We start from the raw sequence: 24,571 nt of genomic DNA, 5'->3' as shown, positions 1-24,571 counted from the left end.
CGTCTTTTTTGTTTGTTATTTGTGGAAATACTCCGTCTTAATATTCTTTTCCTTCAAAAATGTTTCAATTTCTTTTTGCTTCCTACCATTCACTTTCTCAAAGCGTTTTGTAAAAGAAAAATCAGTTTTGAATAAGTTACCATCTTGCGCGAGTTTGTCTAATTCTTGCTCTAGCTCTACTGAAAGTGCCGTAGACGCTGAAATGTAATCATGAATTTCCTTCGAAGGCTGTTTGTAATCATCAGGAATCGTATTGTTACTAATAAAATTAAGGAAGTTCGCATCGTTTTGTTGCGCTAAATCTACTAGTTGTTTTAATTTCTCCCGATCGGATTCCGTGACTTCCTCGTCAGACATGGCTGACGAAAGTGGAACGATGTTTTCGTCTAACTCTCCGCTATAATTTAAATACGTTTTTATATTTTGTTTCATTTCGTCTTCGTTAATCGTTTCATTCTTTTTTGAGGAAGTGAATATAGTTTCTGGAATTTTTATCGTTACATCTTTAATAGATTGCACATCGTTTTCTTCCTTATGTTGTGCACTGTTTGAACAAGCTGATAGCAATAAAATTGTAAGTAACATGAGTGGGTATAAAATATACTTTTTCATCTTAATCTCCTTTTGTATTAATGTCTTTGTAAAATAGCTACATTCCATTTCAAGTACTTAACTAAAGCTGCGTATAGATGTTTTATTATTTGATAACATATGACGGATATGAGTAAACCGCTGCAAAAAGCGATGAACACATTGTAAACATCGGAATAACTGATTTGATGAAACCCTTTAAAAAATCCTAACCCTATTAATAAAATAGGTGAAATGATTAATAGTGGAGTAGCAATGATAAGTGCTAGAAGAATCGGTAATAAAAAGAGTAGTACGAAAAAGGCGATAATGATAAAGGTAAAGTTTAAAACACTTAAGCTCATAACAGAAAATAGTGCGGTTATTATATTTTTGAAGCTTCGTTTCTTGTCAGCATTGCTTATTGCATAGGAAACATTAAGTTCTTTCGCGATCGTTTTGGGGTTTCCTAGTTTTCTAGCAATTTCTTCTTCACATTTCCCATCCTGTTTACCACTGATAAAATGAGTTTCATACTCTGAAATAATATCTTTCTTTTCTGCATTAGGCATATTCCGCAGGGAAGAATTAAGTTGTTCCAAAAATTCATTTTTGTTCATAACAATCACTTTCCTTTATAGAATGATGGATTAAAGTTGAGAATGCTATATTTTGAAAGGGGGATACGAATTACAAAGTGCGTTCCAATTAATGGGTATTCCAATATTTACAAATATATCATTTACTAGTGTTCTTTGCAAGGTACTGTTATGTTTTTAATACTGTGACAAGATGGAAGTTTTTTGTACATTTTTAGAGAAGTTTTAAAAATATTATTTTAGGATAAATAAAGGGTTGTAAGCGCATTCCTTTGCGGTTGTCAAAATAATGTTAAATTCATATTGTTGGAAAAATAATGCATTTGTAATATAATGATAAATAATACTTCACCACGTTAATTAACTAGGTGAAATTAAAAATCTTTATTACACACATTATGAAATAAAGGGATGATTAGTTTGAGTACAGGTGTAAAAGCAAACGACGTGAAGACAAAAACAAAAGGAGCAGATCTTGTTGTTGATTGTTTAATTAAACAAGGTGTTACACATGTTTTTGGTATTCCAGGAGCGAAGATTGACTCTGTATTTGATGTATTGCAAGAAAGAGGACCAGAGTTAATTGTTTGTCGTCATGAACAAAACGCAGCATTTATGGCAGCTGCTATTGGTAGATTAACAGGGAAACCGGGCGTATGTCTTGTAACTTCAGGACCAGGGACATCGAATTTAGCGACAGGTCTTGTTACTGCGAATGCGGAGAGTGATCCCGTTGTTGCTTTAGCTGGTGCAGTTCCACGTACGGATCGATTAAAACGTACGCATCAATCTATGGATAATGCTGCACTATTCGAACCAATCACAAAATATAGCGTAGAAGTAGAGCATCCTGATAATGTCCCAGAAGCACTATCAAATGCATTCCGAAGTGCGACTTCCACTAATCCAGGAGCTACTTTAGTAAGTCTGCCGCAAGACGTTATGACAGCTGAAACGACTGTAGAGTCTATCGGTGCGCTTTCTAAGCCACAGCTTGGAATCGCTCCCACACATGAAATTACATATGTAGTAGAAAAAATAAAATCGGCGAAATTACCAGTTATTTTACTCGGTATGAGAGCGAGCACAAATGAAGTGACGAAAGCCGTTCGTGAATTAATTGCGGATACAGAACTTCCTGTCGTTGAAACATATCAAGCAGCTGGTGCAATTTCGCGTGAGTTAGAAGATCATTTCTTTGGCCGCGTTGGATTATTCCGTAACCAACCAGGTGATATTTTACTAGAAGAAGCAGACCTTGTTATTTCGATCGGTTATGACCCAATTGAGTATGATCCGAAATTCTGGAATAAACTTGGAGACAGAACGATTATCCATCTTGATGACCATCAAGCAGATATCGACCATGATTACCAACCAGAGCGCGAATTAATTGGCGATATCGCTTTAACTGTAAATAGCATTGCAGAAACATTACCGAAACTTGTATTAAGTTCGAAATCAGAAGCAGTGTTAGAACGATTACGTGCGAAATTATCAGAACAAGCAGAAGTTCCAAACCGTGCTTCAGAAGGTGTTACGCATCCGCTTCAAGTGATTCGTACACTTCGTTCTTTAATTAGTGACGATACAACCGTTACATGTGACATCGGTTCACATTCTATTTGGATGGCAAGATGTTTCCGTTCTTATGAACCACGTAGATTATTATTTAGTAACGGTATGCAAACGTTAGGTGTTGCACTTCCTTGGGCAATTGCTGCTACTTTAGTTGAACCGGGCAAGAAAGTTGTTTCCGTGTCAGGTGATGGTGGTTTCTTATTCTCTTCGATGGAATTAGAAACAGCGGTACGCTTAAACGCACCGATCGTACATCTTGTATGGAGAGATGGTACATATGATATGGTTGCGTTCCAACAAATGATGAAATACGGTAGAACATCAGCTACAGAGTTTGGCGATGTCGATCTTGTGAAATATGCAGAAAGTTTCGGTGCAAAGGGTCTTCGTGTTAACACGCCTGATGAATTAGAAGGTGTATTAAAAGAAGCATTAGCAGCAGACGGCCCTGTCATTATTGATGTTCCAATTGACTACCGTGACAACATTAAATTAAGCGAAAAATTATTACCAAACCAATTAAACTAATGGAGGCATGATTGAGATGACTGTTGCACAATTCATTGATATTGATGCAAAAAGAACGAAAACGAGTAATGAAGTATATCAAACATCTACAATGCTTGCGCTATTAGATGGTATATATGATGGTGTAATTAGCTTTGAGGAATTGAAAGAACGTGGTGATTTCGGCATCGGCACATTTGATCAATTAGATGGTGAAATGATTGCATTCGATAACGAATTTTATCATTTACGTTCAGACGGTTCAGCAGAAAAAGTAGAACCGGAAGAAACAACACCGTTTGCGACTGTAACGTTTTTTGAAAAAGAAATGAGTTATACGGTAGAGCGTCCGATGAATCGTGAAGAAGTTGAGGCATTATTACATGAATTAATGCCAAGTAAAAACTTATTTTACGCTATTAGAATGGACGGTACGTTCCGTGAAGTAAGAACGAGAACTGTTCCAAGACAAGAAAAACCGTATACACCGCTCGTTGAAGTGACGAAATCACAACCAATCTTTTCATTTAAACATACAGAAGGCACGCTTGCTGGATTTTGGACACCAGATTACGCGCAAGGTATTGGTGTAGCTGGTTTCCACTTACATTACATTGACGATGCAAGAAGCGGAGGCGGACATGTTTTCGATTATGTTGTTGAAAACTGTACGATCCAAATTTGCCAAAAAGCTCATATGCATTTAGCACTTCCAGAAACAGCTGATTTTATGGCGGCTGAATTATCAAGAGAAAACTTAGAGGATAATATTGCGACTGCGGAAGGCTCGGAGTAAAAAGGAGAGACTGTTCCATTATGGAACAGTCTTCTTTTATTAATATTCCTTGTTGATATCGTTTATTTCCTTGAAACAAACGGATTCCCCTCGTAATAAAAACGCCACGGATAATGTACAGCTTCTTCTGCATAGTCGATGTTAATACGAGGTCCTGCTGTTATTTTATATTGTGATGATAGGTGTTCTTCTTCTGGGACGAGTTCAATATGTAATGTATCACTTTGTAAGGATACACCTCGTTCTTCTAAAGTAATTCCGAGGGCACGGCATAGTTTGCCAGGGCCGTTCGTTAAATTTTTATATTGCGCCTTTGTAACGTCTGTTTTGTTGTAGCGTGCTAATTTTATTTCTTCGATCCCATCTACCGGCTCAAGAGCTCGGATGAGAACACCTTGCGGGGTGCCAACTGGCGCTGTAATGACGTTAAAACAATGATACATACCATAAATCAAATATATGTAAGCATGTCCCGGTGCACCAAACATGACTTCTGTACGGTCCGTTCGTCTACCTCCGTAACTATGCGCAGCTTTATCATCGGGACCTTTGTATGCTTCTACTTCTACAATGATTCCGCTTCGTTTTACTCCGTCTACAATATGTACAAGTTTCTGTCCGAGTAATTTCTTTGCGACTTCTAACGTATCGCCTTCATAAAAGGAAGGTGGTGCCTGCATTGTACTATCTCCTTTGCTAAGTGTATATGTATATAGTAAACCAAATTTTCAGTAGTAATTCTAACTCGTTCTATTTGCTACATTTATTTCATAAATTATGGATAGAGTACAACAGCGAAGAGGGGGAGTGCGACATGATTTATCGCTTACTAGCTCTTAATATAGATGGGACACTACTATACAACAACGGAAAAATTGCAAAAGGATTAAGAGAAACAATTGAATTTGTGAAAAGAAAAGATGTATACGTTACATTATTTACGAGCCGTAATTTTCAGTCCGCTCATAAAGTTGCAAAGGCGTTAAAATTAGATTCTATATTAGTGACACACGGCGGTGCTTTCGTTTCAGCAACGTTAGATAAGCCGTACGTTCAAAGAAGATTATCGGAAGAGAAGACGTTTAACATTGTGCAAGTATTAGAGCACTTTGATTGTAACGTCCGCATTTCTCATGAACGGTTTTCAATCGGAAATCGGGAGAGGAATACACCAAACTTAATTGCGCGTACTGTATTATCAAGTGCAGATCCGTTATTTTATCCGGTTCAGTTTGTAGACTCGTTAGGTGATGCGCTTCGTGATCATCCAGTAGCTGCACCAAAAATTGATGTGATTTTCCAAAGTAAAGGTGAAAAAGAACGAGGGTTAAATACATTACGAAAAGCATTCCAAGATATAGAGTATATTGAGTGTGATTCAAAACGAATAGAAATTTTGCCGCAAAATGTATCAAAATTACGCGGATTACAATTGCTTGGAGAGCATTTAAATATTTCGCTAAACGAAATGGTTGCGATTGGAGATAGTTTAGAAGATCTAGAAGTAATTGAAAATGTAGGGCTTGGTGTAGCGATGGGGAACTCGCCTGTAGAATTAAAGCAAGCAGCAGACTGGATTACACGTTCAAATAGTGAGAACGGTGTAGAGTATATGATTAAAGAACATTTCCGTAAGCAATTCCCGCTTCCGTTTTTGAAAAATCATAAAAATACACCGAAACGATGAAAGAAAAACGTAGCTTTTTGGCTACGTTTTTTTATTGGTTTTATTCGAAAGATGAAAACGTTTTACCAGATAAATTGTGTCTGAAGTTCATACAATTTACTTGAATCCTTTAGAAAACTGTTGTAAAGTGGGTGATGTTGCCAAAATAGTTACACCACATGAAATATTCTTCAGATTAATTTTGTTGAGCTCCATATGCAAAAAATACTTCCGCATGATAGTTTAGTTCACGTATTATCTCAAAAATGAATTGTAGTAATTTTATTAAGCAGTTGTAGAGTCTCTTGTTTTTATTTAAATGGATGATTTTAAGTTATTGTGAGTAAGGCTTGGTACATATGAAAGATGATTTTTTGTTTGGTTTTAGGAAGTTTAAAAGGGGGAATGAATTTTTTGAGGAAATCATTTAATCAAAAAATAAAAAAATTAAGTAGTAGTTTTATAGTTGTGTTACTAGTATGTATGAATTTTTTAATCCATTTACCATATAAAGCAGAGGCAGCTACAACAGAATTAAAAGGTTTAGGTGATGTATCTTATTACAATGCAATCATTTTTGGAGATCATAGTGCAACGAGTGCGGATATTGAGGGTGCGATGGCTGTTCAAAAAAATATGAATGCATCAAGTTATACAGTCTTAGCGGCTGCAACTGGAGCGAATAATTTAGCTGGAGCGACATGGGTAGATGAAGGATATCCGTCATTATTACTAGGCGGTCAATTTACGAAAGCGGGAACAGGACAAGTAATTATCCAAGATGGAACAGTGGCGATGACAAAAGATGGTGACCCAGAAGGTGCAATGAAATCATCATATGACCGTATCTCTTATAAAGAGCAAGCGGAGATTGATGCGAAATTTAAAGAGTTTAGAAAAGATGTTGATAGTGTAATTGAGGATGCGGGCCAATTACACACTGATAAACCAAAATCGGGTATGACCTTTGGGATCGGTGAAGATGTAAATAATCCTAATATTTATGTCTCTTCAGGATTAGAAGGGCAAGAACCATTCAATGTAAAGGATGTTTATCTTCCAAATGTAAATAACAAAGATTTTATTGTTATTCATTCAGATGCGGAAGAAGTTAATTTTGGTGGCGGTGCAATCCTGTATGATACGACAGATAAGGGTGGGTTCACATTAGTTAATACCTCTCAAGCATATGATCCTAATTCCTTTTTTACTGAGTTAGCTAGTAAAGTCATTTGGGTGTTCCCTAATGCTACAAAGATAACAACTAAAGGATATGGTGTAGTAGGAAGTGTATTTGCGCCTAATGCAGTTGTAGAGACAAAGGGTGGCTCTATTAACGGACAAGCCTTTGTTGGTGGATTACACCAAAGAGATGGATTTGAGGTTCATAATTTTAAATTTAACTGGCCAAAGTGGAAAAAGCCGGCAGCTGAAAAAGGAAATTTACAAATTAAAAAAGTTGATGAAAACGATGAAAACATTGTTTTAAAAGACGCAAAATTTGATGTTATAGACAAAGATAATAATGTTGTGGCTACTGTTACAACAAACGAAAAGGGTATCGCGGAAGTTAAAGATTTACCATTTGGTGATTATTTTGTAAAAGAAATTAGTGCACCAGAAGGATATATAAAAGTTGATACACCAGTAAAAGTAACAATTGATAATACAAACATAATTGAATTTGTTATGAAGAATACGAAAAAAGTAGAAAATGGTCAATTTAAATTATTGAAAAAAGATAGTGAATCTGGTCAACTTTTACCAGGTGCAAAATTTGATGTTATAGATAAAGATGGGAACGTTGTCGAAACAATTATTACAGATGGTAAAGGTGAAGCTTTATCAAAACAACTTCCAGTTGGAACATATACATTAAAAGAAGTTGAAGCACCAAAAGGTTACGAGTTATCATCTAGTTTAGTTCATGTTGATGTAGCTGCTAATAAAACAGTGACTGTAGATGTGTTGAATAAAAAAACTGTTGAAAAAGCTACAGGTCAATTTGAAATTGTAAAAGTAGATGCGAATGATAAAGCGAAAGTATTATCAGGTGCAGAATTTACAGTATATAAAGATGGTAAAAAGGTAGCGGAACTGAAAACAGATGAGAGTGGAAAAGTGATGTCACCAAAATTACCATTAGGTGAATATACAGTGAAAGAAACGAAAGCACCAGAAGGTTATAAGCTTTCAAATAAAGAATGGAAAGTAACAATACAAAACGAGAAAGAAGTAGTAAAAGTAGAGGCGGAAAACGAAAGAATCTTAGGTTCTCTACAAATTATTAAGACGGATGATAAAGATCAAGCGAAACGTTTAGCAGGCGCAGAATTTACATTGAAAGATGTGAAAGGAAATGTTGTAAAAGAAGGAATTACAACAGATAAATCTGGAATCGTTAAAGTAGACGGATTAGTGCCTGGTGAATATACGTTAGAAGAAACAAAAGCTCCAGAAGGTTATGAGTTAACAAAACAAGTAATTCATGTAACAGTTGATGGTGAAAAAGTTATTGATGTAAAAGTAACGAACAGTAAGAGCCTTGGTCAATTTGAAATCGTAAAAGTGGATGCAGAAGATAAAGCGAAAGTATTATCAGATGCAGAATTTGAAGTGTACAAAGATGGTAAAAAAGTAGAGACGTTACGAACAGATAAAACTGGTAAAGTAACCTCTAAGAAATTAGAAACAGGGACATACACATTAAAAGAAACGAAAGCACCACAAGGATATAAGTTGTTAAAAGAAGAAATTGAAGTCGTTGTGGAAGCAAACAAAGTAGTACAAGTACAAGTAGAAAACGCAAAAGAACTAGGAAGCTTACAAGTAATCAAAAAGGATGCAGAGAGCGGAAAAGTTCTAGAAGGTGCAGAATTTAAGCTGAAAAATGAAAATGGTCAAGTAGTTGGAGAAGCGAAAACAACGAATAAAGACGGCGTTGTGAAATTCGAAAACTTAGTGCCAGGTAAGTATACGTTAGAAGAAACGAAAGCGCCGGAAGGCTACAAAGCGTTAGAAGTGACGGTAGAAGTAAATGTTGTTGCAAATACAGTAGTAAAACAAGATGTATTAAATGAAAAAGTGAAAGAAAAAATTACTGGTCAAATAGAAATTATAAAAGTAGATGCTAATGATAAAGATAAAAAATTAGCGGGCGCAGTGTTTGAAATTTTGAAAGATGGAACAAAAATAGACACATTAACATCAGATGAAAATGGTAAAGCAACTTCGAAAGAACTAGAGCCAGGAGATTATGTTTTAAAAGAAGTTCAAGCACCAGAAGGATATAGTTTATCTGATAAGGAAATTGAATTTACGATTTCTAATCAAAAAATTGAAGTAGTAAAACATGAATTTACAAATGAAAAAGAAACAAGCAAAGGTCCAGAAAAACCAGGTGAAGAAACAGAAAAACCAGGTGAAGAAACAGAAAAACCAGGTGAAGAAACAGAAAAACCAGGTGAAGAAACAGAAAAACCAGGTGAAGAAACAGAAAAGCCAGGTGAAGAAACAGAAAAGCCAGGTGAAGAAACAGAAAAACCAGGTGAAGAAACAGAAAAGCCAGGTGAAGAAACAGAAAAGCCAGGTGAAGAAATAGAAAAACCAGGTGAAGAAAAAGCCAGGTGAAGAGACAGAGAAACCGGGTGAAGGAATGGTAAACGTAGATAAAGAACAACCTACCTCACCAGAAAAAGGACAAGGTGCGTCTCATGCACAACGCCTTCCAGCCACAGGACATGATATGAATTATCTTCCATTCGTTGGTTTTGCTCTTGTTTTATTAGGGATACGTCTTAGATTTATGATTAAAAATAGTTAATAGTTTTATAAAAGGCATAAGAGAAATGTTATCTCTTATGCCTTTTAGTTTTTCGTTTAAGCTTCAATAACCTTAAGCATTCGATTTAAAAATGCGGCTGATTCAGCACGTGTTGCTGTGCCTTTTGGTACGAATTCATTGCGCTCGTTCCCTTTTACGATGCCGTATGCGTAAACATTTTGTAATGCTTTCTTATCGTATGCTAAATTTTGGTCAGTGAATGGTAATTTCACTTCTTTTCTATAAATCCAGTTATATTCTAATGCACGGTCAATCATGATAACAGCTTCATCACGTGTTATTGTAGCAGTCGGATCAAATTTATTATTCCCACGACCATTAATGATACCTGCGCTAGCTGCACGATTAATTCCGTCTACTAAAGATGGATGTGCTTCGTTTAAGTCTGTAAATTTAGCGTTTCCAGCCGGTAATTTTAAAGCTCGCGACATTAAATTTGCAAACTCTGCTCGTGTTACGAGGCGGTTTGGCCAGTAAGAACCATTTCCATCACCGAACATGATTTTCCTAGCTGCTAATTGACGAATGTCTTGTTCATACCAACCACCTGTAATGTCGTCTTTTTCATGAGGGACTTCTGGCGGTGGCATAACCTCTTTACGATGTTCATTATAGTAAGCGTTCGTGCCTTTTAAGAAAGCATCCCATTGTCCGCGTTGAATCATAAATGCAGGGCAGTTTTTTCCGCTCCAAAATTGATGCTTTTGCACGTGATCTAGAGATATGTTTAATTCGTTCATTAAATAAGCAGCTAATTTTCGGGCATTTTCTACTGCTTTCGTATAATTTCCATCACTATTCACAGCAATTTCAATTCCGATAGATTCATAGTTTCCTGTCTTATTTCCAGCATGCCAACCAACTTCATTTAATGGAAGATGTTGATAAATTTCTTTGTCATCCACTGTAAAATGCCAAGATGCTGAACGATCAGTATTTCCGCGTGCTTGGCTATCTAAGTACTTCGCATGATTTAACGCGTTAGCACCTTTACTTGTATTAGCAGTTTCATGAATTGTAATGTATTTTGGTTCCATTGCGTAGCCAGGACGAATGTTTTCATTCCCTTTTGGAACGATCATTTCTTTAAATGTAACACCATAAACGTTATTTGTAGGCAAATTAGATGGTGTTTTGAAGAAAATTGCGCTTCTCTTTTCGATAGAACCTGCTTTTTCAAATAATGATGCTTTTGTACCTTCGAATGTAGCTGAAGGAGCATAAATCCATTTCTCAGTTCCGTTCAGTTGAATTTTAAACCAATTTCCAGCTTGTTCAGTAGGAGCTACTGTTTGTGGCTGTAATTTCGTTTCCTCTTTAAACGATTGGAAAGGGAATGAATATATTGATGTTTCGTCTTTCACAATTAGTTTTTGATTTGAAAGTTTATGAATCTCTTGTATTTCTAAACTATTATTTTCCTTATTAACCCAACCAGAACCGGATGTAGTTTGTACGTAATATGTATTACCTTTTTTCTTCGTTGCCTTTACTACTGGTTCAGCAATTTCAATATTTGTCTTGGTTTTTAAGTCGTTTGCATCGTATAGTGGAAGTTTTGTTGATAAGTGGAGAAGATATTCACCCGAGATTTCAAGGTCGTTTTCTTCGTCATGTCTATGCTGTTTTGCATGTTCTTCAATGCTTTTTAACGCTTGTTCATCAATAGACAATTCCGCAGTTTTCTCTATATTTTCTGCGAATGAATGGGTAGGTGCTACAAATGTTTGTAATGCCAAAGTTAGTGCCAAAATGTTGTAAAACCTTTTTTTCATAGTTGTTTTTTAACACGTTATAGTATATATGTCGTGTTAACAGTCCTCCTTTGGATATATTTAAATTAGTAGCAAGTACTAATACGTTCTAGATTGTAACAAGAGTATATTACAATGTCTATACAACTAAGAAAAGTTCGTGAAAAACCAATATTCAGTTTGTTTTAAATAGGATATATAAATAAGGTAAAACCTTCTGTATTGACCTACAAACGCCCTTCAAGTAAACTAAAGAGAGTTTGCAAATGAAAAGGTGATAATGTTGTTAATTTCAATTAAAACGTTACAAGATGATCGTTTTTTACGTCCGCTGCAAAATATTGGCGGCTTATTTTTTGAAGATAGTACGATTGGATTTGAACAAGAGGAAGCAAATCTTATCGTTGATATACACATTGAAGAGAATGTGAAAGCATCTGCTCGTTTAACAGATGTTGCTACTGGAAATGTGTATGAAGAAACATTCGCAAAAGATTTATCTGCTTTCACAGATGAAAAAGAGCGTATGAAGCAAGTGAAGCACGTTGTTTCTTATGTATATCTTTCTGTTCTTCAGCAGTTAACTGGTCTTGAACAAAGCTGGGGCATTTTAACAGGAGTTCGTCCGACGAAACTTCTTCATAAAATGCTTCAAAGTGGTATGTCAAAAGAAGAAGCACACCAAGAACTTCGTGAAAGCTATTTAATTCATGAAGAGAAAATTGAACTTCTTCAGCGTATTGTGGATTGCCAATTAGCGGTAGTTCCGGATTTATACCGTTTGAAAGAGGAAGTAAGTATTTATATCGGTATTCCATTCTGCCCAACAAAATGTGCATATTGTACATTCCCGGCGTATGCAATTAACGGACGCCAAGGCTCTGTTGATTCATTCTTAGGTGGTTTACATTATGAAGTTCGGGAAATTGGTAAGTTTTTAAAAGAAAAAGGTGTAACAGTTACGACGATTTATTACGGCGGGGGTACACCGACAAGTATTACAGCAGAAGAGATGGATATGCTGTATGAAGAAATGTATGAAGCGTTCCCAGATGTGAAAAATGTGCGTGAAGTAACAGTTGAGGCAGGTCGCCCAGATACAATTACGCCAGCAAAACTAGAAGTGTTAAATAAATGGAACATTGACCGTATTAGTATTAATCCGCAGTCATACCATCAAGAGACATTAAAAGCAATTGGGCGTCATCATACTGTAGAAGAAACAATTGAGAAGTATCACTTAGCTCGTGAAATGGGAATGAACAATATTAATATGGACTTAATTATTGGTCTTCCTGGTGAAGGGCTAGATATTTTCAAGCATACGTTAGATGAAACAGAAAAGTTAATGCCAGAATCGTTAACAGTTCATACGTTATCATTCAAACGTGCTTCTGAAATGACGCAAAACAAACGTAAATATAAAGTAGCTGGTCGCGAAGAAATTACAGCGATGATGCACGAAGCAGAAGAGTGGACGCAAAAGCATAATTACGTACCATATTACCTATATCGTCAAAAGAATATTTTAGGTAACTTAGAGAACGTTGGTTATGCAATGCCGACGCAAGAAAGTATTTATAACATTGTTATTATGGAAGAAGTTCAATCGATTATCGGACTTGGCTGTGGTGCATCAAGTAAATTTGTTCATCCGAAGACAGGCGCAATTACGCACTTCGCAAATCCGAAAGATCCAAAATCATATAACGATGGCTTCGTAAAATATACAGAAGACAAACTGAAAATTTTAGAAGAGCTATTTGTATAAGAAGAAAGAGGTTGTTCCGAGTTGGAATAGCCTCTTTTTTATATTGTTGTGAGTAAGTGGCTATAATTTCATTTATCAAGAGACCACACTGTTTGTAAAACTATGTCGATAATAATCAGAAAAATTAGTCAAATCATTAGAGGACAATGTCTACTTATAGACGAAATGATAGATTTATGAAAGAGAAAAGGGGGAAATTGTTGGCATGTACATGACGATAGGGAGAATATTTGATTTAGCTGTTGGTAAGTATCCGAATAAAGAGGCGTTAGTAGAGCCGGAAAAAAATATTCGCTGGACATATAAACAGTGGGATGAGCAAATAAATAAAACGGCGCAAGCTCTATTGAAAGAAGGGGTAAGAAAGGGAGATACTGTATCTGTTTACTTATATAATTGCCGTGAATTTGTAAACGTTTACTTAGCTTGTGCGAAAATTGGAGCGATCTTTAACCCGATTAATTTCCGCTTAAAAGCAAAAGAATTATCTTATATCCTCCAAGATGCAACCTCGAAAGTAGTAGTCTTTGAAAAAGCAGTTGAATCAACTGTTGCTATCATTGAACGAGATTTTCCAAATTCGTCTTTTTGGTACGTAGAAGACGATACACCTTCCTATGCTAGTTCTTACCATGAAAAAGTGAATGCAGCATCTTCTGACAAAGTAGATATCGAAATTGATGAAATGGATTATTGTTCTATGCTATATACGAGCGGTACGACAGGTCATCCGAAAGGCGTGCTACATCGCCATCGTGAAATGGCTGAGCATAGTATGATTTGTACGTATTTCTTAAAATATAATAGAGATAGTGCTGGGCTTGTAGTGGCGCCTTTATATCATTGCGGCGAGTTAAATGCTGGAATCATTCCGCGTATTCAAGTTGGTGGAAAGAATGTTATTTTACATCACTTTGATACGGATAGAGTATTACATACGATTCAAGAAGAGAAGATTACGACATTTTTTGCAGCACCGACGATGTGGAATATGTTACTGCAAAAAGATTTAACGCAGTACGATTTAACATCGATGAAGATTGGTATATATGGAGGAGCGGCAATGGCTCCAGCATTAGTGAAGGAATGTAAAGAACGTCTTTATATTGATCTCGTACAAATATACGGAATGACAGAAATGGGACCAGTTGTTGCGTTTCTTGTAGAAGAAGATCAAATTACGAAAGCAGGTTCAGCAGGAACACCGTGCTTTAGTCATGAAATCCGCATTGTAAAACCAAATGATGATGCACCAGCAGAACCAGATGATGTATTACCTCCTTATGAAGTAGGGGAGATTATTTTACGCGGCCCAACTATGATGGCTGGTTATCATAACCGAGAAGAAGCAAATGCAAAATCGATGTATAAAGGATGGTATCACTCTGGTGATTTAGGTTACTTCGATAAAGATGGCTATTTATTCGTCGCAGATCGTGTGGATGATATGGTAATTAGCGGAGGCGTTAATATTTATCCACGTGAAATTGAAGATTTTCTACATAGTCATCCTGGTATATTAGATGTTGCGGTGCTTGGTGAGCCAGATGAATTATGGGGAGAACGTGTTGTGGCTGTTGTTGTAAAGAAAGATGAAGCGATTACAGAAAAGGATTTGGAAATATATTGTAAAGAAAGTGATGAATTAGCAGATTATAAACGTCCACGTCACTATTTATTTGTGGATGAACTGCCTCGTAATGCGAGTGGGAAATTACAAAAATTTGTCCTGAGAGAGTCGTTGAAAGGCGCAAAACAATAGAAACCGATTTATACAAATAAGATTATCTTTTTTAATAAGGAAATAGTGTATATGTAAAAAAGCGGAGAGTATGTATCTCCGCTTTTTATTATTTTTGTAAGCATCAAGTGTACATATTAATTAGTTAAAGTTATAGCGGTACAAAAATACGTTGAAATCTTCTTCCTTTGGTCCAAAATTAACTGCTTTTTCTTGTATGCGTTGGAAGTTTTGTCTATCATAAAATTCATAGTTGCATTCGTTATCTGTATATAAATATAAAGATGTTACGTCTTCTTTTTTCATATATTGGAACAAATCGTTTAGTAAAGACTTCCCAACTCCAAGACCTCTAGATTCTTCGGATACGATGAATAATTGTATACAGCCTTGAAATTGATTTTCTTTTCCTTGAATGAGTTCTTTATATGTTTTTTGTACTTGTATAAATGCTTTTAGAAATTCTCTATTCTCTTTATTCGTTATGAATAGCTTTAGCGTGTTAAAGGCAAAGCTAACAGTGTTATGGAAGCTCTTTAAACGGTTTTTATCTTTTTCAGAATCGCCTAAAATGACACCAATCACTTTATTATCTTTTTCGGCTACTTTACTGAAGGAACTTCCTAAAATACAACTGTGTAGATAAAAGTTTAATACTGAGTTTAAAAATTTTTTATCTGTAATGAACTCATTAAATCCAAATGCTTCACCGATTAAATGTTTTATAGGCTCATAGTCTTCCTTAACAAGACTTCTATATTTTACTGTGTTCATAATTGTATACTCCCTTTATTAATGTAAATGACTTATTATAAATAGTAAGGTCTCCTCTAAGGGGAGAGTCAATGGTTGTATGCGAAAAAATATAAGGGAAGAGATGCAAATGAAAAAAATGTTTTCTATTGGAGAAGTTGCAAAAATAAAGGATATTACGATAAAAGCGCTAAGATACTATCATAAGATGGGGATTCTTATTCCAAAACATGTTGATGAATCAACGGGGTATAGATATTATTCTATAGATCAATTTATTCACATTGATATTATAAAAAGCTGTCGAGAGTTGAACACGAGCATAGTAGAGCTGCAAGAGATTTTTAAGGAACGTAATACGGATAAATTGCTACGATTTTTACAATTGAAGAGAGAAGAAGCGGAAGAGCATATAAAGAAAATGAAAGAGGTAATGGAAACGATTGATGACTTACATGCGAAAGTAGTGAGTTCACAGGAAATATTAAAGAATGATGAAATATCTATTGAATTTTTTGAACAGCGTTATGTCGTTGTTGCGCCTTGTAAAGAAGTAGGGAGTTTACAGGAGTTACTGTATTATTCCGATTTAGAGAAAATCGTGCAAGATTATGAAGAGAAAATGGAAATGGAGATGGGGATTCTCTACAATGTAAATGCAAATTGGGATGTAGAACCGAAGTATGTTTTTAATAAAGTACGAGATGATGTACATATGGAAGAGATGCAAAATATAAAAGTATTACCGGGCGGGAAATATATAACGTTAGCGTATAGTAAGGAGAATGAAGAGGAACGTAGAAATACTATGATTAAATATATGAAAGAAAATAGTATAGAAGTAGAGAGTTTTATTGAAGTGGAGTTAGTTAGTGATATTTTTAATGCGGAGACGTATAGTTGTCAAATTCAAATTTTGATAGGGGATAGTGAGAATAAGAAGTTTTGATGCTATAAATTTAGGGGGACAATCCAAAAAGCCTACTTATTAATAAGAGAGACCATCCCTAAAAAATGGGACGGCCTCCTTAAATCGTATTACTTACGTGAAAATCCTTCTTCATCAAGGTATTCCGCAGCTTCTGGATAAGAGTTGAATGTACCGTCTAAGTTTACACCAGCGTACACGTTCCACATATCGTCCTCTGAGATAAGAGTAAGGATATGACCGTCTTCGTTCTGCCATTCTTCTTCTTTCGCAGGTTCTGCAGGAACTACGATTTCTTCTTGAGATAATAGTTCAATTGATTGCTCAATTACTGAGCGTAATTCATCTGCTGAAAATTCGCGGATGTTAATCATACCTTTATCATCCGTTTTATAACCTTTAATACCATTTGCATATACAAAGCCGTTTCCGTTTGGATGTAAATGATATACAACGTTCTTTTTATCTAAACGACTTTCTTCAAAGTGAAAGTTCACGCGTTTTAATGATACGTTCTTTCTTTCTAATTCTGGGAAAGATTCAATAATCGATAATTTTTCTTCAAAAGTTAGCATAGTGCCTCCAAATATATAATAAAAGATTTAATTTGTTCATTATAACATAGTTATAATAGTTTCCAAAGATGCGGCGGAAGTTTACAATTGAATGCGTTTACGTCACGATACTGTAAAAAGTGGGCTAACGAATATATTCTTTTAGGTGTACAATGGAACGTGGACTTAATGTGAAGGTGGTTATTATATGTTTCAAAAAATAGCAAAGGAATGTTTAGCAGGTTTTACTGTTGCGATTGTTGCGTTGCCACTTGCCATTGCATTTGGTATTGCTGCAACGGGAACATCTGAGGGGGCACTAGTCGGATTGTATGGTGCGATTTTTGCAGGTTTATTTGCGGCGTTATTTGGTGGTACACCTGGGCAGGTAACGGGGCCAACTGGACCGATTACGGTTATTGCAACAGGAGTTATTGCGACGCACGGATTAGAGGCGAGTTTTATAGCCTTTATGATGGCGGGACTGTTTCAAATTTTATTTGGTGTATGTAAGCTTGGCTCTTACGTTCGATACATTCCGTATCCTGTCGTTTCAGGATTTATGAACGGTATCGCATTGATTATTATTTTAGGTGAAATAAAGCATGTGCAAAATAGTTTTCTACTCGTAGTATTAACGATTATTGTAATGATTGTTTCTGGAAAATGGATTAAGGCCATTCCGTCTAGTTTAGTTGCATTAGTCGGTGTAACGGCTTTGCTTCCTTTATTTTCTTCTGCGTTAGAAGGGCTTACAGTGAAGTTACCGATTATCGGAAACTTGTCATTAAATAAGGTGATTGAAAAAATTGGGACGATTCCAGAAGCGATGCCGACGCTTCATATTCCATCTTTAAGTGGAACAGGGATTGCAGAACTTATTTTACCAGCGCTTAGTATTGCTTTATTAGGATCGATTGACTCGTTGTTAACATCGGTCGTAATGGATAATGTGACAGGTACACGTCATAAAAGTAATAAAGAACTGGTCGGACAAGGTATCGGTAATATGATGAGCGGGTTGTTTGGCGGATTAGCAGGGGCAGGGGCGACTGTACGGTCTATCGTTAATATAAGAAGCGGTGGTAAAACGGCGCTTTCAGCAAGTATGCATAGTGTTATATTATTTATTTTCATTATGGGACTTGGATCGGTCGTACAATACATTCCGCTTGCTGTATTATCAGGTATTTTAATTTTAACTGGTATTGGAATGTTTGATTGGGAAAGCATGAAGAAAATGCATGTAGCACCAAAAGGTGATGTCATTGTTATGCTCGTAACGATGATTGTCACAGTGAAGTTCGATTTAATGATTGCTGTTGCGTTCGGTATTATTCTTTCGTTCATTATATACATGGTGAAATGTAAAGAACGTAAAGCTTCTATTGTAAAAGAAAAAGACGCGACATATAAAATTAAAGGCCCACTTTCATTTTTAACAGTGGATCGTATTTTTTATGCTTTACAAGACGTAAAGTCTCCGGTTGTTTTACGTATGAAAGATGTGCGCTATATGGATGTATCAGGCGCAATGGCGTTATTTAATTTCATTGAGCAGTCGGATAAGTCAGGAGTGAGTGTGACGCTAGAACAAGTGCCTACTCATATTGAAAAAACGTTAGTAACGCTGGCGAGTAATGAGCAGAAAGATAAATTACAGTTTGTAGAAGCTAGTGCTATGTAAGGAAATGCCCTCGTATGAGGGTGTTTTTTATTGTGTTTAATATCTTTATATCGTGATATTTTTATGTTATTGACATTTATTAATCTTAGCAGTATAGTAACATTCTAGATTAGGTATGTGCTATTATAAGAAGGTATATGAATTTTGAGATTCCTTTATATTCAGAAGGAAGAGCTGTAAGCTGGAGGGAATATTTGATGTACAAACAGTTACCACATGGAGTGAAGATCGGGATTACGCGATCAATTGTTGTTTCTTTTGAGAAGTATATGAAAGAAATTGAATGGCATGAAGAAAAATTTGATATGCAGCAATTTGTTGAACAGTGGAAACAGTATTTATACACAAAATCAACTTGGATTAATAAAGTAGACGAAGAGTTGAAAGGACATCCAGATTTCCATCAAGCATTAGCGATGAAAGTGAATGAAAAAATTAACGAGTTTATTAATGAAAAACCGACCGAAGAGCAAGTGGAGCAATTAAAGAGAAATAAAGTGAACCATGCAGATGAAATGTGCAAATTAGAAGCTGAATATCATATTGAACGTTTATTAGTAACGAAGTAAATTTTACATAAAGAATAAGCCTGTCCAAGGAGGTGTGATGACCATCTTTTTGAACAGGCTTTTTTGTACGAAAAAGAAGAAGAGAGGTAGCTTTGGAAGCAGCCTCTCTTTATTATTATTAGTCTTGTGGTACAAATGCTTTCCAAGAAGATAGATCCATATCTTCTTTTAATATAGATGAAGCAGGGAAGACAAATGACCACGGTTTTGTAGTGTTCGTTTTAATTTCAAGGTTCGGTAATGTGAAAGCACCTTTAACAACAACTGCACCTGCTGCATCTTCAATGTGAAGAGGAAGTTGCTCTAGTTGAATGTCGTCTTTGCAACCGTTACGAATAAGAAGCGTTGTATGTAAATCACCGTTTTCTTTTCTTGCAGCTTGCAGACCTAGGAAGTTAATTTCACCATCATTTGGAGGTGTTAAATTGTCTACGAAATTACGTAAAGCTTCTTTGCTTGCTTCAGGTAACTGAGCTTCCCAAGATGGGTCTAAATCTAATACATGCTTACTTTCAAGTTCAAACGCTAATTCCCAATCTGTTTGCGATAATTCGGCACCTGTAATTGTTTCTTGCTCAAATGTAAAGATGAATGGCATATTTACATTTGCAGGAATATCTCCTAATGCAGAAAGGTTAAATGTTTTGCGGGCACATAGTTTCTTCTCTTTATTTAGAAGGATTAATGTAACCTCTTCGAAAGAAATTGGTTTCGGAACAGTGCTACGAATAAATACAGCTACGTCATAACCATTATCACGTTTTTCAATCTCAATTCCAGATAAAGAAATTTGATATTCTTGTAAACGTGTTAGTTCTTTATGTAAAAATTGATAAATGTATTTTTGTTCTTGTGCTACTGCACCCCAGCTAGGGTGGAAGTAAAGCGTTGGTTTTACTGTTTTATTTTCAGTATTTGTTTCTTCTTGTCCGAATAATTGATTACTAGAGACAGTCGTATCTTTTCCGCTTTTCTTAGCTCTTTTTAGGAATGATAACATAATCTTTCACCTCGTTATTGTACGTTTTCAGGAACACCTAAATGTCTTGCAACATAGCGGCACATTTCTTTTTCGAAATTACCATATGTGTATAAAAAGATATCTAAGCCTTCTTTTTGATAAAGACGAGTAGGGTCTTCTTGTTGATATTGTCTTAGCCCGATGCCTTCTTTTAAGTGAGTCATTGCATCTAAGTGATTTACCCAGTTCTGATCTAGGAAATGAAGGGAAACATATCGTAGCGACTGCTGTAAATCAGTATGGCTATTTAGCTCATTTACACGCTCTTTATAAAGAGATAATGTTTCTTTCAAAACGGATTGTAAATCTTCCGGTGAATGTACATTATTCGCTGATAGTGATGGCATGTTTTCTACTGGTAAAAGTTCATTTATATTTGCTGTTAAACTAGCGAAATCCCATTCTTCTGGAAGCATACCTTCCAAAAGATATTGCTTAGAAATGGCTTCTACAGCATGATCAATCATTGGAATAATAATTTCAATCATATTTATATCTTCTTGTAACAAGTTATTACGTAATTTATAAATAACGTTACGTTGGTCATTTATTACATCATCTAACTTTAAATTGTACTCACGCATTGAGAAATGGCTACCTTCACAAATTAATTGTGTACGGTTCACGAAGTCATGAACTTTAGAAGTTAGAATAAGTCCTGTTTCATCTGACTTCAGTGATTTATTTAATTTCTCCATTTCTTCATGTGCGAAACGTTTTAACATTTCATCTTCTAAAGAAAGGAAGAACTGAGAACTACCTGGATCTCCTTGACGACCAGCACGACCCTTTAACTGATTGTCAACGCGTCTTGATTCATGGCGTTCTGTCCCGATTACATGTAATCCACCAAGTTCGTGAACACCCTCACCTAGTATAATATCAGTACCTCGTCCGGCCATATTCGTCGCAATTGTAACTTGTCCTTTTTGTCCAGCTGTTGCAATTAAATCGGCCTCTTGTTCTGCGCTTTTCGCATTCAATAATTGATATGTAATATGCGCTTCATCTAAGTAACGCGCAACGATTTCAGATTGTAAAATAGACATTGTCCCAATTAAAATCGGGCGTCCTTGTTTATTGTGCTTTAGAACATCTTCACGTACAGCTTTATATTTAGCATCGGCTGTTACGTACACGACGTCATTTTTGTCTTCACGAATGATAGGACGGTTTGTCGGAATTGGCATAACTTCCATGTTATATACACGGTTAAATTCTTTTTCTTCCGTTTTTGCTGTACCTGTCATACCAGATAATGCTGGATACATACGGAAGAAGTTTTGAATTGTAATGGATGCTTGCGTTTGGTTTTCTTCAGTGATTTCTAAACCTTCTTTTGCTTCAAGAGCTTGGTGTAAACCGTCACTTAAAGAGCGACCATCCATAACGCGGCCCGTGAAAATATCTACAAGTAGAATTTTTTCATCATGTACAATATAGTCAACATCACATTGGAAAGCGACATGAGCTCGTAATGCTTGGATCATATAATGATATAAAGTTTGATGTTCTAAATCATATAGGTTATCGATATCAAATAAATCTTCTATTTTTGTAATACCGTCTTCTGTAAAACTAGCAGATTTTGATTCTGCATCGTACGTGTAATGAAGAGTATCCTGGAATGATTTAATAACTTTTGCACATAAATAGTGTAAATCAGTGCTGCTTGATTTCTTACCCGCGATAATAAGAGGCGTCTTCGCTTCATCAATTAAAACGCTATCAATCTCATCGATAATAGCAAAATGATAGGGACGTTGTACCTGTTCATTTTTTGAAGAGGCCATATTATCACGTAGATAGTCAAAGCCAAATTCTGTTCCAATACCATATGTAATATCAGCTTCGTAAGCAAGTTTCTTTTCGGTAGGATCGATTTGAGGAATATTCAATCCAACCGTTAAACCTAGAAATTCATGAACTTGGCCAATTAATTCTTTATCTCGTTTTGCTAAATAGTCATTTACAGTAATAACGTGAACGCCTTTTCCTTCAAGAGCACGTACGTATGTTGGAAGAGAAGAAACTAATGTTTTTCCTTCGCCAGTTGGCATCTCTGCAATATTACCTTCTAATAGTACAAGGCCACCAATTAACTGCACATCGTAGTGTCGTAATCCAAGTACACGCTTTGCTGCTTCACGTACAACAGCGAACGCCTCTACTTTTATATCATCCACTGTTTTTCCATCATGTAGCATGTTTTTAAATATAATAGTTTTATGACGTAATTCTTCATCAGATAAATCAGATAGTTTTGCTTCTAGATTATTAATGTCTTGAACAAGTTGTTCATATTTTTTTAGTTTTCTCTTTTGAGAATCTCCTAACAGCTTTTTTACCGAATTCAGCATGTTGTAAACACTCCTCTTACTGACAATAGCTACATTATAGCACATGTTTATCTGGAATAAGTAGAAGTAGTAAATTGAAGAAAAAACTGGATATAAATAAGGTGTTATTGCACATGCTATATTTGAAGGGCATAAAGAAAGAGAGTATTCAATGTATAAGAAATTTGGTATGATAGCTAAATGAGATAAAGTGAAAATTTTCAAAAAAGAGAAGAATATAGCTATCTCGTTTTATGATGTAATAAGTATTTAAATTATATATTGAAAGAAAAGAGCTAGAAGATGAATAATAAGTTTGTGAAAGGCGCTGCGATTTTAACGATTACAACGTTTCTATCGAAAGTGTTGGGAAGTTTTTTTCAAATCCCATTACAAAATATAGCAGGAGATGAAGTGCTTGGGATTTTCCGCCTTGTTTTTCCTGTATATATGATAGCTTTAACTTTATCAGTAGCGGGAGTACCGCTAGCTATATCACAGTTAATCGCTGAACTTCATGAGAAGAATGACCAGGGCGGGATTGCCAAACTATTTACGTCAGCATCTATTATTGGAGTAATATTTGGGGTGCTTGGATTTTCGATTATTATGATTGGATCAAGTATGTTTGCAAATATGCTTGGTGGACAAGATACGAGACTCCCATTAATTGTCACTTCGTTTGCTTTATTAATCGCACCATATATGGCGGTATATCGAGGGTATTTCCAAGGTTTTGGAGATATGATTCCTACCGGGGTGTCACAAGTGATTGAGCAGTTCATTCGTGTTTTCTTTATGTTAGCAATTGCATTCTTATTCGTATCTTGGAATAAAGATAGTGATGTTGTAACAGGCGGCGCAATGATTGGTTCTTGCCTTGGGGTAATTACGTCACTTATCTATTTGAGATTGAAGTATGTAAAAAGTATATATCGTTATAAAAGTAATACATATTCACTGCAAGACTTTAAAGAAAATGCAAAAAAGATACTTCAGGTTTCGATTCCAATTGCGATTGGAGCATTATCGATGCCGTTGTTAAATTTAGTTGATTCTGTAACGATTCCACATATGTTGCATGAATCCACTACAACGATTCAAGAACAATTTGGTATATATAGTCGTGGCTTTGCGTTTACACAATTAATTGTCGTGTTTGCAAGCGCGATGGTATTTCCGTTAATCCCGTTGTTAACTGCTGCATTAACAAAGAAAGATATAGCGTTAGCAAAACACACAATTGAACGAACAAATGAGCTTGCTCATGTTTTAACAACGCCGATAACAATCTGGCTCATGGCACTTACAGTCCCGTTAAATGTTGGGTTGTTTACAGATGCTAAAGGGAGCGGCATGTTAGCTATTTTAATTGGTAGTTCGTATTTCACATCACTTATGGTATTATCAATAGGAATTTTGCAAGGAATTAACCGTTCTAAGCAAGCGGCGTGGATAGTTGTTGGAGCGAGTTTTGTAAAAGTCATATTAAATATAGTACTCGTAAGTCAATTTGGCATAACTGGTGCGGCTTATAGTACACTGATCATATATATCATAATTTGTATCGTAAATTATATATACATTCGAAAAGAATTGGCTTATTCAATTCGCATGGGGAGATTTTTTGCTGTAATCGGAGTATCTAGTATAGTAGGTATAGGATTATATTTCACATCTACTGTAATAAATGTGGTAGATTCTAGATTTATTGCAATGATGTATAGTGGTTTAGCATTTTGTGTGGCCTTGTTCATATATGGCATATGCGCATTAAAGTTGAACTGGATATCCAAAAAGCAAATTCCATTTTTAAGTAAGTAAATTTGTCTATAAATGAGTATGGCTATGTATATGTTTGTGAAAGAAATCAATTTGAAGTTATCCAACT

The 24,571-nt window shown here is 35.6% G+C and carries 19 protein-coding genes; 11 read left to right on the top strand and 8 right to left on the bottom strand.

All coding sequences use genetic code 11. The features are described from left to right. Positions 1–15 precede the first annotated feature (15 nt). Both DM800_RS00250 and DM800_RS00245 read right to left on the bottom strand, forming a co-directional pair. Positions 16–612: an NDxxF motif lipoprotein gene (locus DM800_RS00250; RefSeq protein ID WP_147786172.1), complete on the bottom strand. Its 597-nt coding sequence runs from the start codon at positions 610–612 to the stop codon at positions 16–18. 17 nt (positions 613–629) lie between these two features. After that, entirely contained in the window at positions 630–1,190 is a 561-nt protein-coding gene (locus DM800_RS00245) for an HAAS signaling domain-containing protein (RefSeq protein WP_147786171.1), read from the bottom strand. Between the two features lie 399 nt (positions 1,191–1,589). On the opposite strand from DM800_RS00245, the gene alsS reads away from it, so the two are divergent. Together alsS and alsD are read left to right on the top strand one after the other, a co-directional pair. After that, positions 1,590–3,278 carry an acetolactate synthase AlsS gene (gene alsS, locus DM800_RS00240; protein ID WP_147786170.1) on the top strand — a complete coding sequence of 563 codons (1,689 nt, stop codon included), beginning with the start codon at positions 1,590–1,592 and terminating at the stop codon, positions 3,276–3,278. A 16-nt stretch (positions 3,279–3,294) separates the two neighbouring features. Further along, positions 3,295–4,053 carry an alpha-acetolactate decarboxylase gene (gene alsD, locus DM800_RS00235; protein ID WP_147786169.1) on the top strand — a complete coding sequence of 253 codons (759 nt, stop codon included), beginning with the start codon at positions 3,295–3,297 and terminating at the stop codon, positions 4,051–4,053. A gap of 62 nt (positions 4,054–4,115) precedes the next feature. Here alsD and DM800_RS00230 read toward each other — a convergent pair whose 3' ends face one another. Beyond that, positions 4,116–4,733: a DNA-3-methyladenine glycosylase gene (locus tag DM800_RS00230; RefSeq protein ID WP_147786168.1), complete on the bottom strand. Its 618-nt coding sequence runs from the start codon at positions 4,731–4,733 to the stop codon at positions 4,116–4,118. 134 nt (positions 4,734–4,867) lie between these two features. On the opposite strand from DM800_RS00230, the gene DM800_RS00225 reads away from it, so the two are divergent. The 3 genes from DM800_RS00225 (at position 4,868) to DM800_RS29490 (ending at position 9,542) form a co-directional block, all read left to right on the top strand. After that, positions 4,868–5,740 (top strand): Cof-type HAD-IIB family hydrolase, encoded by an 873-nt coding sequence (locus tag DM800_RS00225; RefSeq protein WP_147786167.1) that lies wholly within the window; start codon positions 4,868–4,870, stop codon positions 5,738–5,740. Between the two features lie 393 nt (positions 5,741–6,133). Beyond that, positions 6,134–9,349: a SpaA isopeptide-forming pilin-related protein gene (locus tag DM800_RS00220; RefSeq protein WP_370512857.1), complete on the top strand. Its 3,216-nt coding sequence runs from the start codon at positions 6,134–6,136 to the stop codon at positions 9,347–9,349. Next, positions 9,330–9,542 (top strand): LPXTG cell wall anchor domain-containing protein, encoded by a 213-nt coding sequence (locus DM800_RS29490; RefSeq protein ID WP_255446919.1) that lies wholly within the window; start codon positions 9,330–9,332, stop codon positions 9,540–9,542. Before DM800_RS00220 ends, DM800_RS29490 begins: the two co-directional genes overlap by 20 nt. Before the next feature lie 56 nt (positions 9,543–9,598). On the opposite strand, the gene DM800_RS00215 is transcribed toward DM800_RS29490, so the two are convergent. Next, a complete protein-coding gene (locus DM800_RS00215) occupies positions 9,599–11,338 on the bottom strand; it encodes an S-layer homology domain-containing protein (protein ID WP_147786166.1) in 1,740 nt (579 codons plus the stop codon). A 259-nt stretch (positions 11,339–11,597) separates the two neighbouring features. Here DM800_RS00215 and DM800_RS00210 point away from each other — a divergent pair, with 259 nt between their 5' ends. Together DM800_RS00210 and DM800_RS00205 are read left to right on the top strand one after the other, a co-directional pair. Further along, positions 11,598–13,088, top strand: coding sequence for a coproporphyrinogen III oxidase (locus tag DM800_RS00210; protein ID WP_002007015.1), 1,491 nt, complete (start codon positions 11,598–11,600; stop codon positions 13,086–13,088). Positions 13,089–13,293: 205 nt separating this feature from the next. Further along, complete coding sequence (locus DM800_RS00205) at positions 13,294–14,850, top strand: fatty acid--CoA ligase (protein ID WP_088062120.1); 1,557 nt, start codon at positions 13,294–13,296, stop codon at positions 14,848–14,850. Positions 14,851–14,970: 120 nt separating this feature from the next. Here the strand turns inward: DM800_RS00205 and DM800_RS00200 are convergent, their stop codons facing one another. Further along, positions 14,971–15,603: a GNAT family N-acetyltransferase gene (locus tag DM800_RS00200; protein ID WP_088062123.1), complete on the bottom strand. Its 633-nt coding sequence runs from the start codon at positions 15,601–15,603 to the stop codon at positions 14,971–14,973. 79 nt (positions 15,604–15,682) lie between these two features. On the opposite strand from DM800_RS00200, the gene DM800_RS00195 reads away from it, so the two are divergent. Next, positions 15,683–16,531: a MerR family transcriptional regulator gene (locus DM800_RS00195; protein WP_147786165.1), complete on the top strand. Its 849-nt coding sequence runs from the start codon at positions 15,683–15,685 to the stop codon at positions 16,529–16,531. An 89-nt stretch (positions 16,532–16,620) separates the two neighbouring features. On the opposite strand, the gene DM800_RS00190 is transcribed toward DM800_RS00195, so the two are convergent. Then, the gene (locus tag DM800_RS00190) at positions 16,621–17,085 is read right to left on the bottom strand and encodes a hypothetical protein (RefSeq protein WP_147786164.1); all 465 of its coding nucleotides are present in this window, start codon (positions 17,083–17,085) and stop codon (positions 16,621–16,623) included. A 187-nt stretch (positions 17,086–17,272) separates the two neighbouring features. Between DM800_RS00190 and DM800_RS00185 the strand changes: the two genes are divergently transcribed. Beyond that, a complete protein-coding gene (locus tag DM800_RS00185) occupies positions 17,273–18,751 on the top strand; it encodes a SulP family inorganic anion transporter (protein WP_098201055.1) in 1,479 nt (492 codons plus the stop codon). 197 nt (positions 18,752–18,948) lie between these two features. After that, on the top strand, positions 18,949–19,320 hold the full coding sequence (locus DM800_RS00180; RefSeq protein WP_087985747.1) for a hypothetical protein: 372 nt from the start codon (positions 18,949–18,951) through the stop codon (positions 19,318–19,320). Positions 19,321–19,438: 118 nt separating this feature from the next. Here the strand turns inward: DM800_RS00180 and DM800_RS00175 are convergent, their stop codons facing one another. Together DM800_RS00175 and secA2 are read right to left on the bottom strand one after the other, a co-directional pair. Continuing rightward, on the bottom strand, positions 19,439–20,320 hold the full coding sequence (locus tag DM800_RS00175) for an accessory Sec system S-layer assembly protein (protein ID WP_088062128.1): 882 nt from the start codon (positions 20,318–20,320) through the stop codon (positions 19,439–19,441). A gap of 14 nt (positions 20,321–20,334) precedes the next feature. Further along, complete coding sequence (gene secA2 / locus DM800_RS00170) at positions 20,335–22,701, bottom strand: accessory Sec system translocase SecA2 (RefSeq protein WP_147786163.1); 2,367 nt, start codon at positions 22,699–22,701, stop codon at positions 20,335–20,337. 282 nt (positions 22,702–22,983) lie between these two features. Here secA2 and DM800_RS00165 point away from each other — a divergent pair, with 282 nt between their 5' ends. Next, on the top strand, positions 22,984–24,504 hold the full coding sequence (locus DM800_RS00165; protein ID WP_147786162.1) for a putative polysaccharide biosynthesis protein: 1,521 nt from the start codon (positions 22,984–22,986) through the stop codon (positions 24,502–24,504). The last annotated feature ends 67 nt before the right edge of the window (positions 24,505–24,571 follow it).

This window comes from Bacillus sp. AY18-3 (assembly GCF_008042305.1).
GTDB classification, from domain to species: domain Bacteria; phylum Bacillota; class Bacilli; order Bacillales; family Bacillaceae_G; genus Bacillus_A; species Bacillus_A wiedmannii.
The sequence above is the reverse complement of the archived record's forward strand: the minus strand, read 5'-3'. Positions and strand labels throughout refer to the sequence as shown.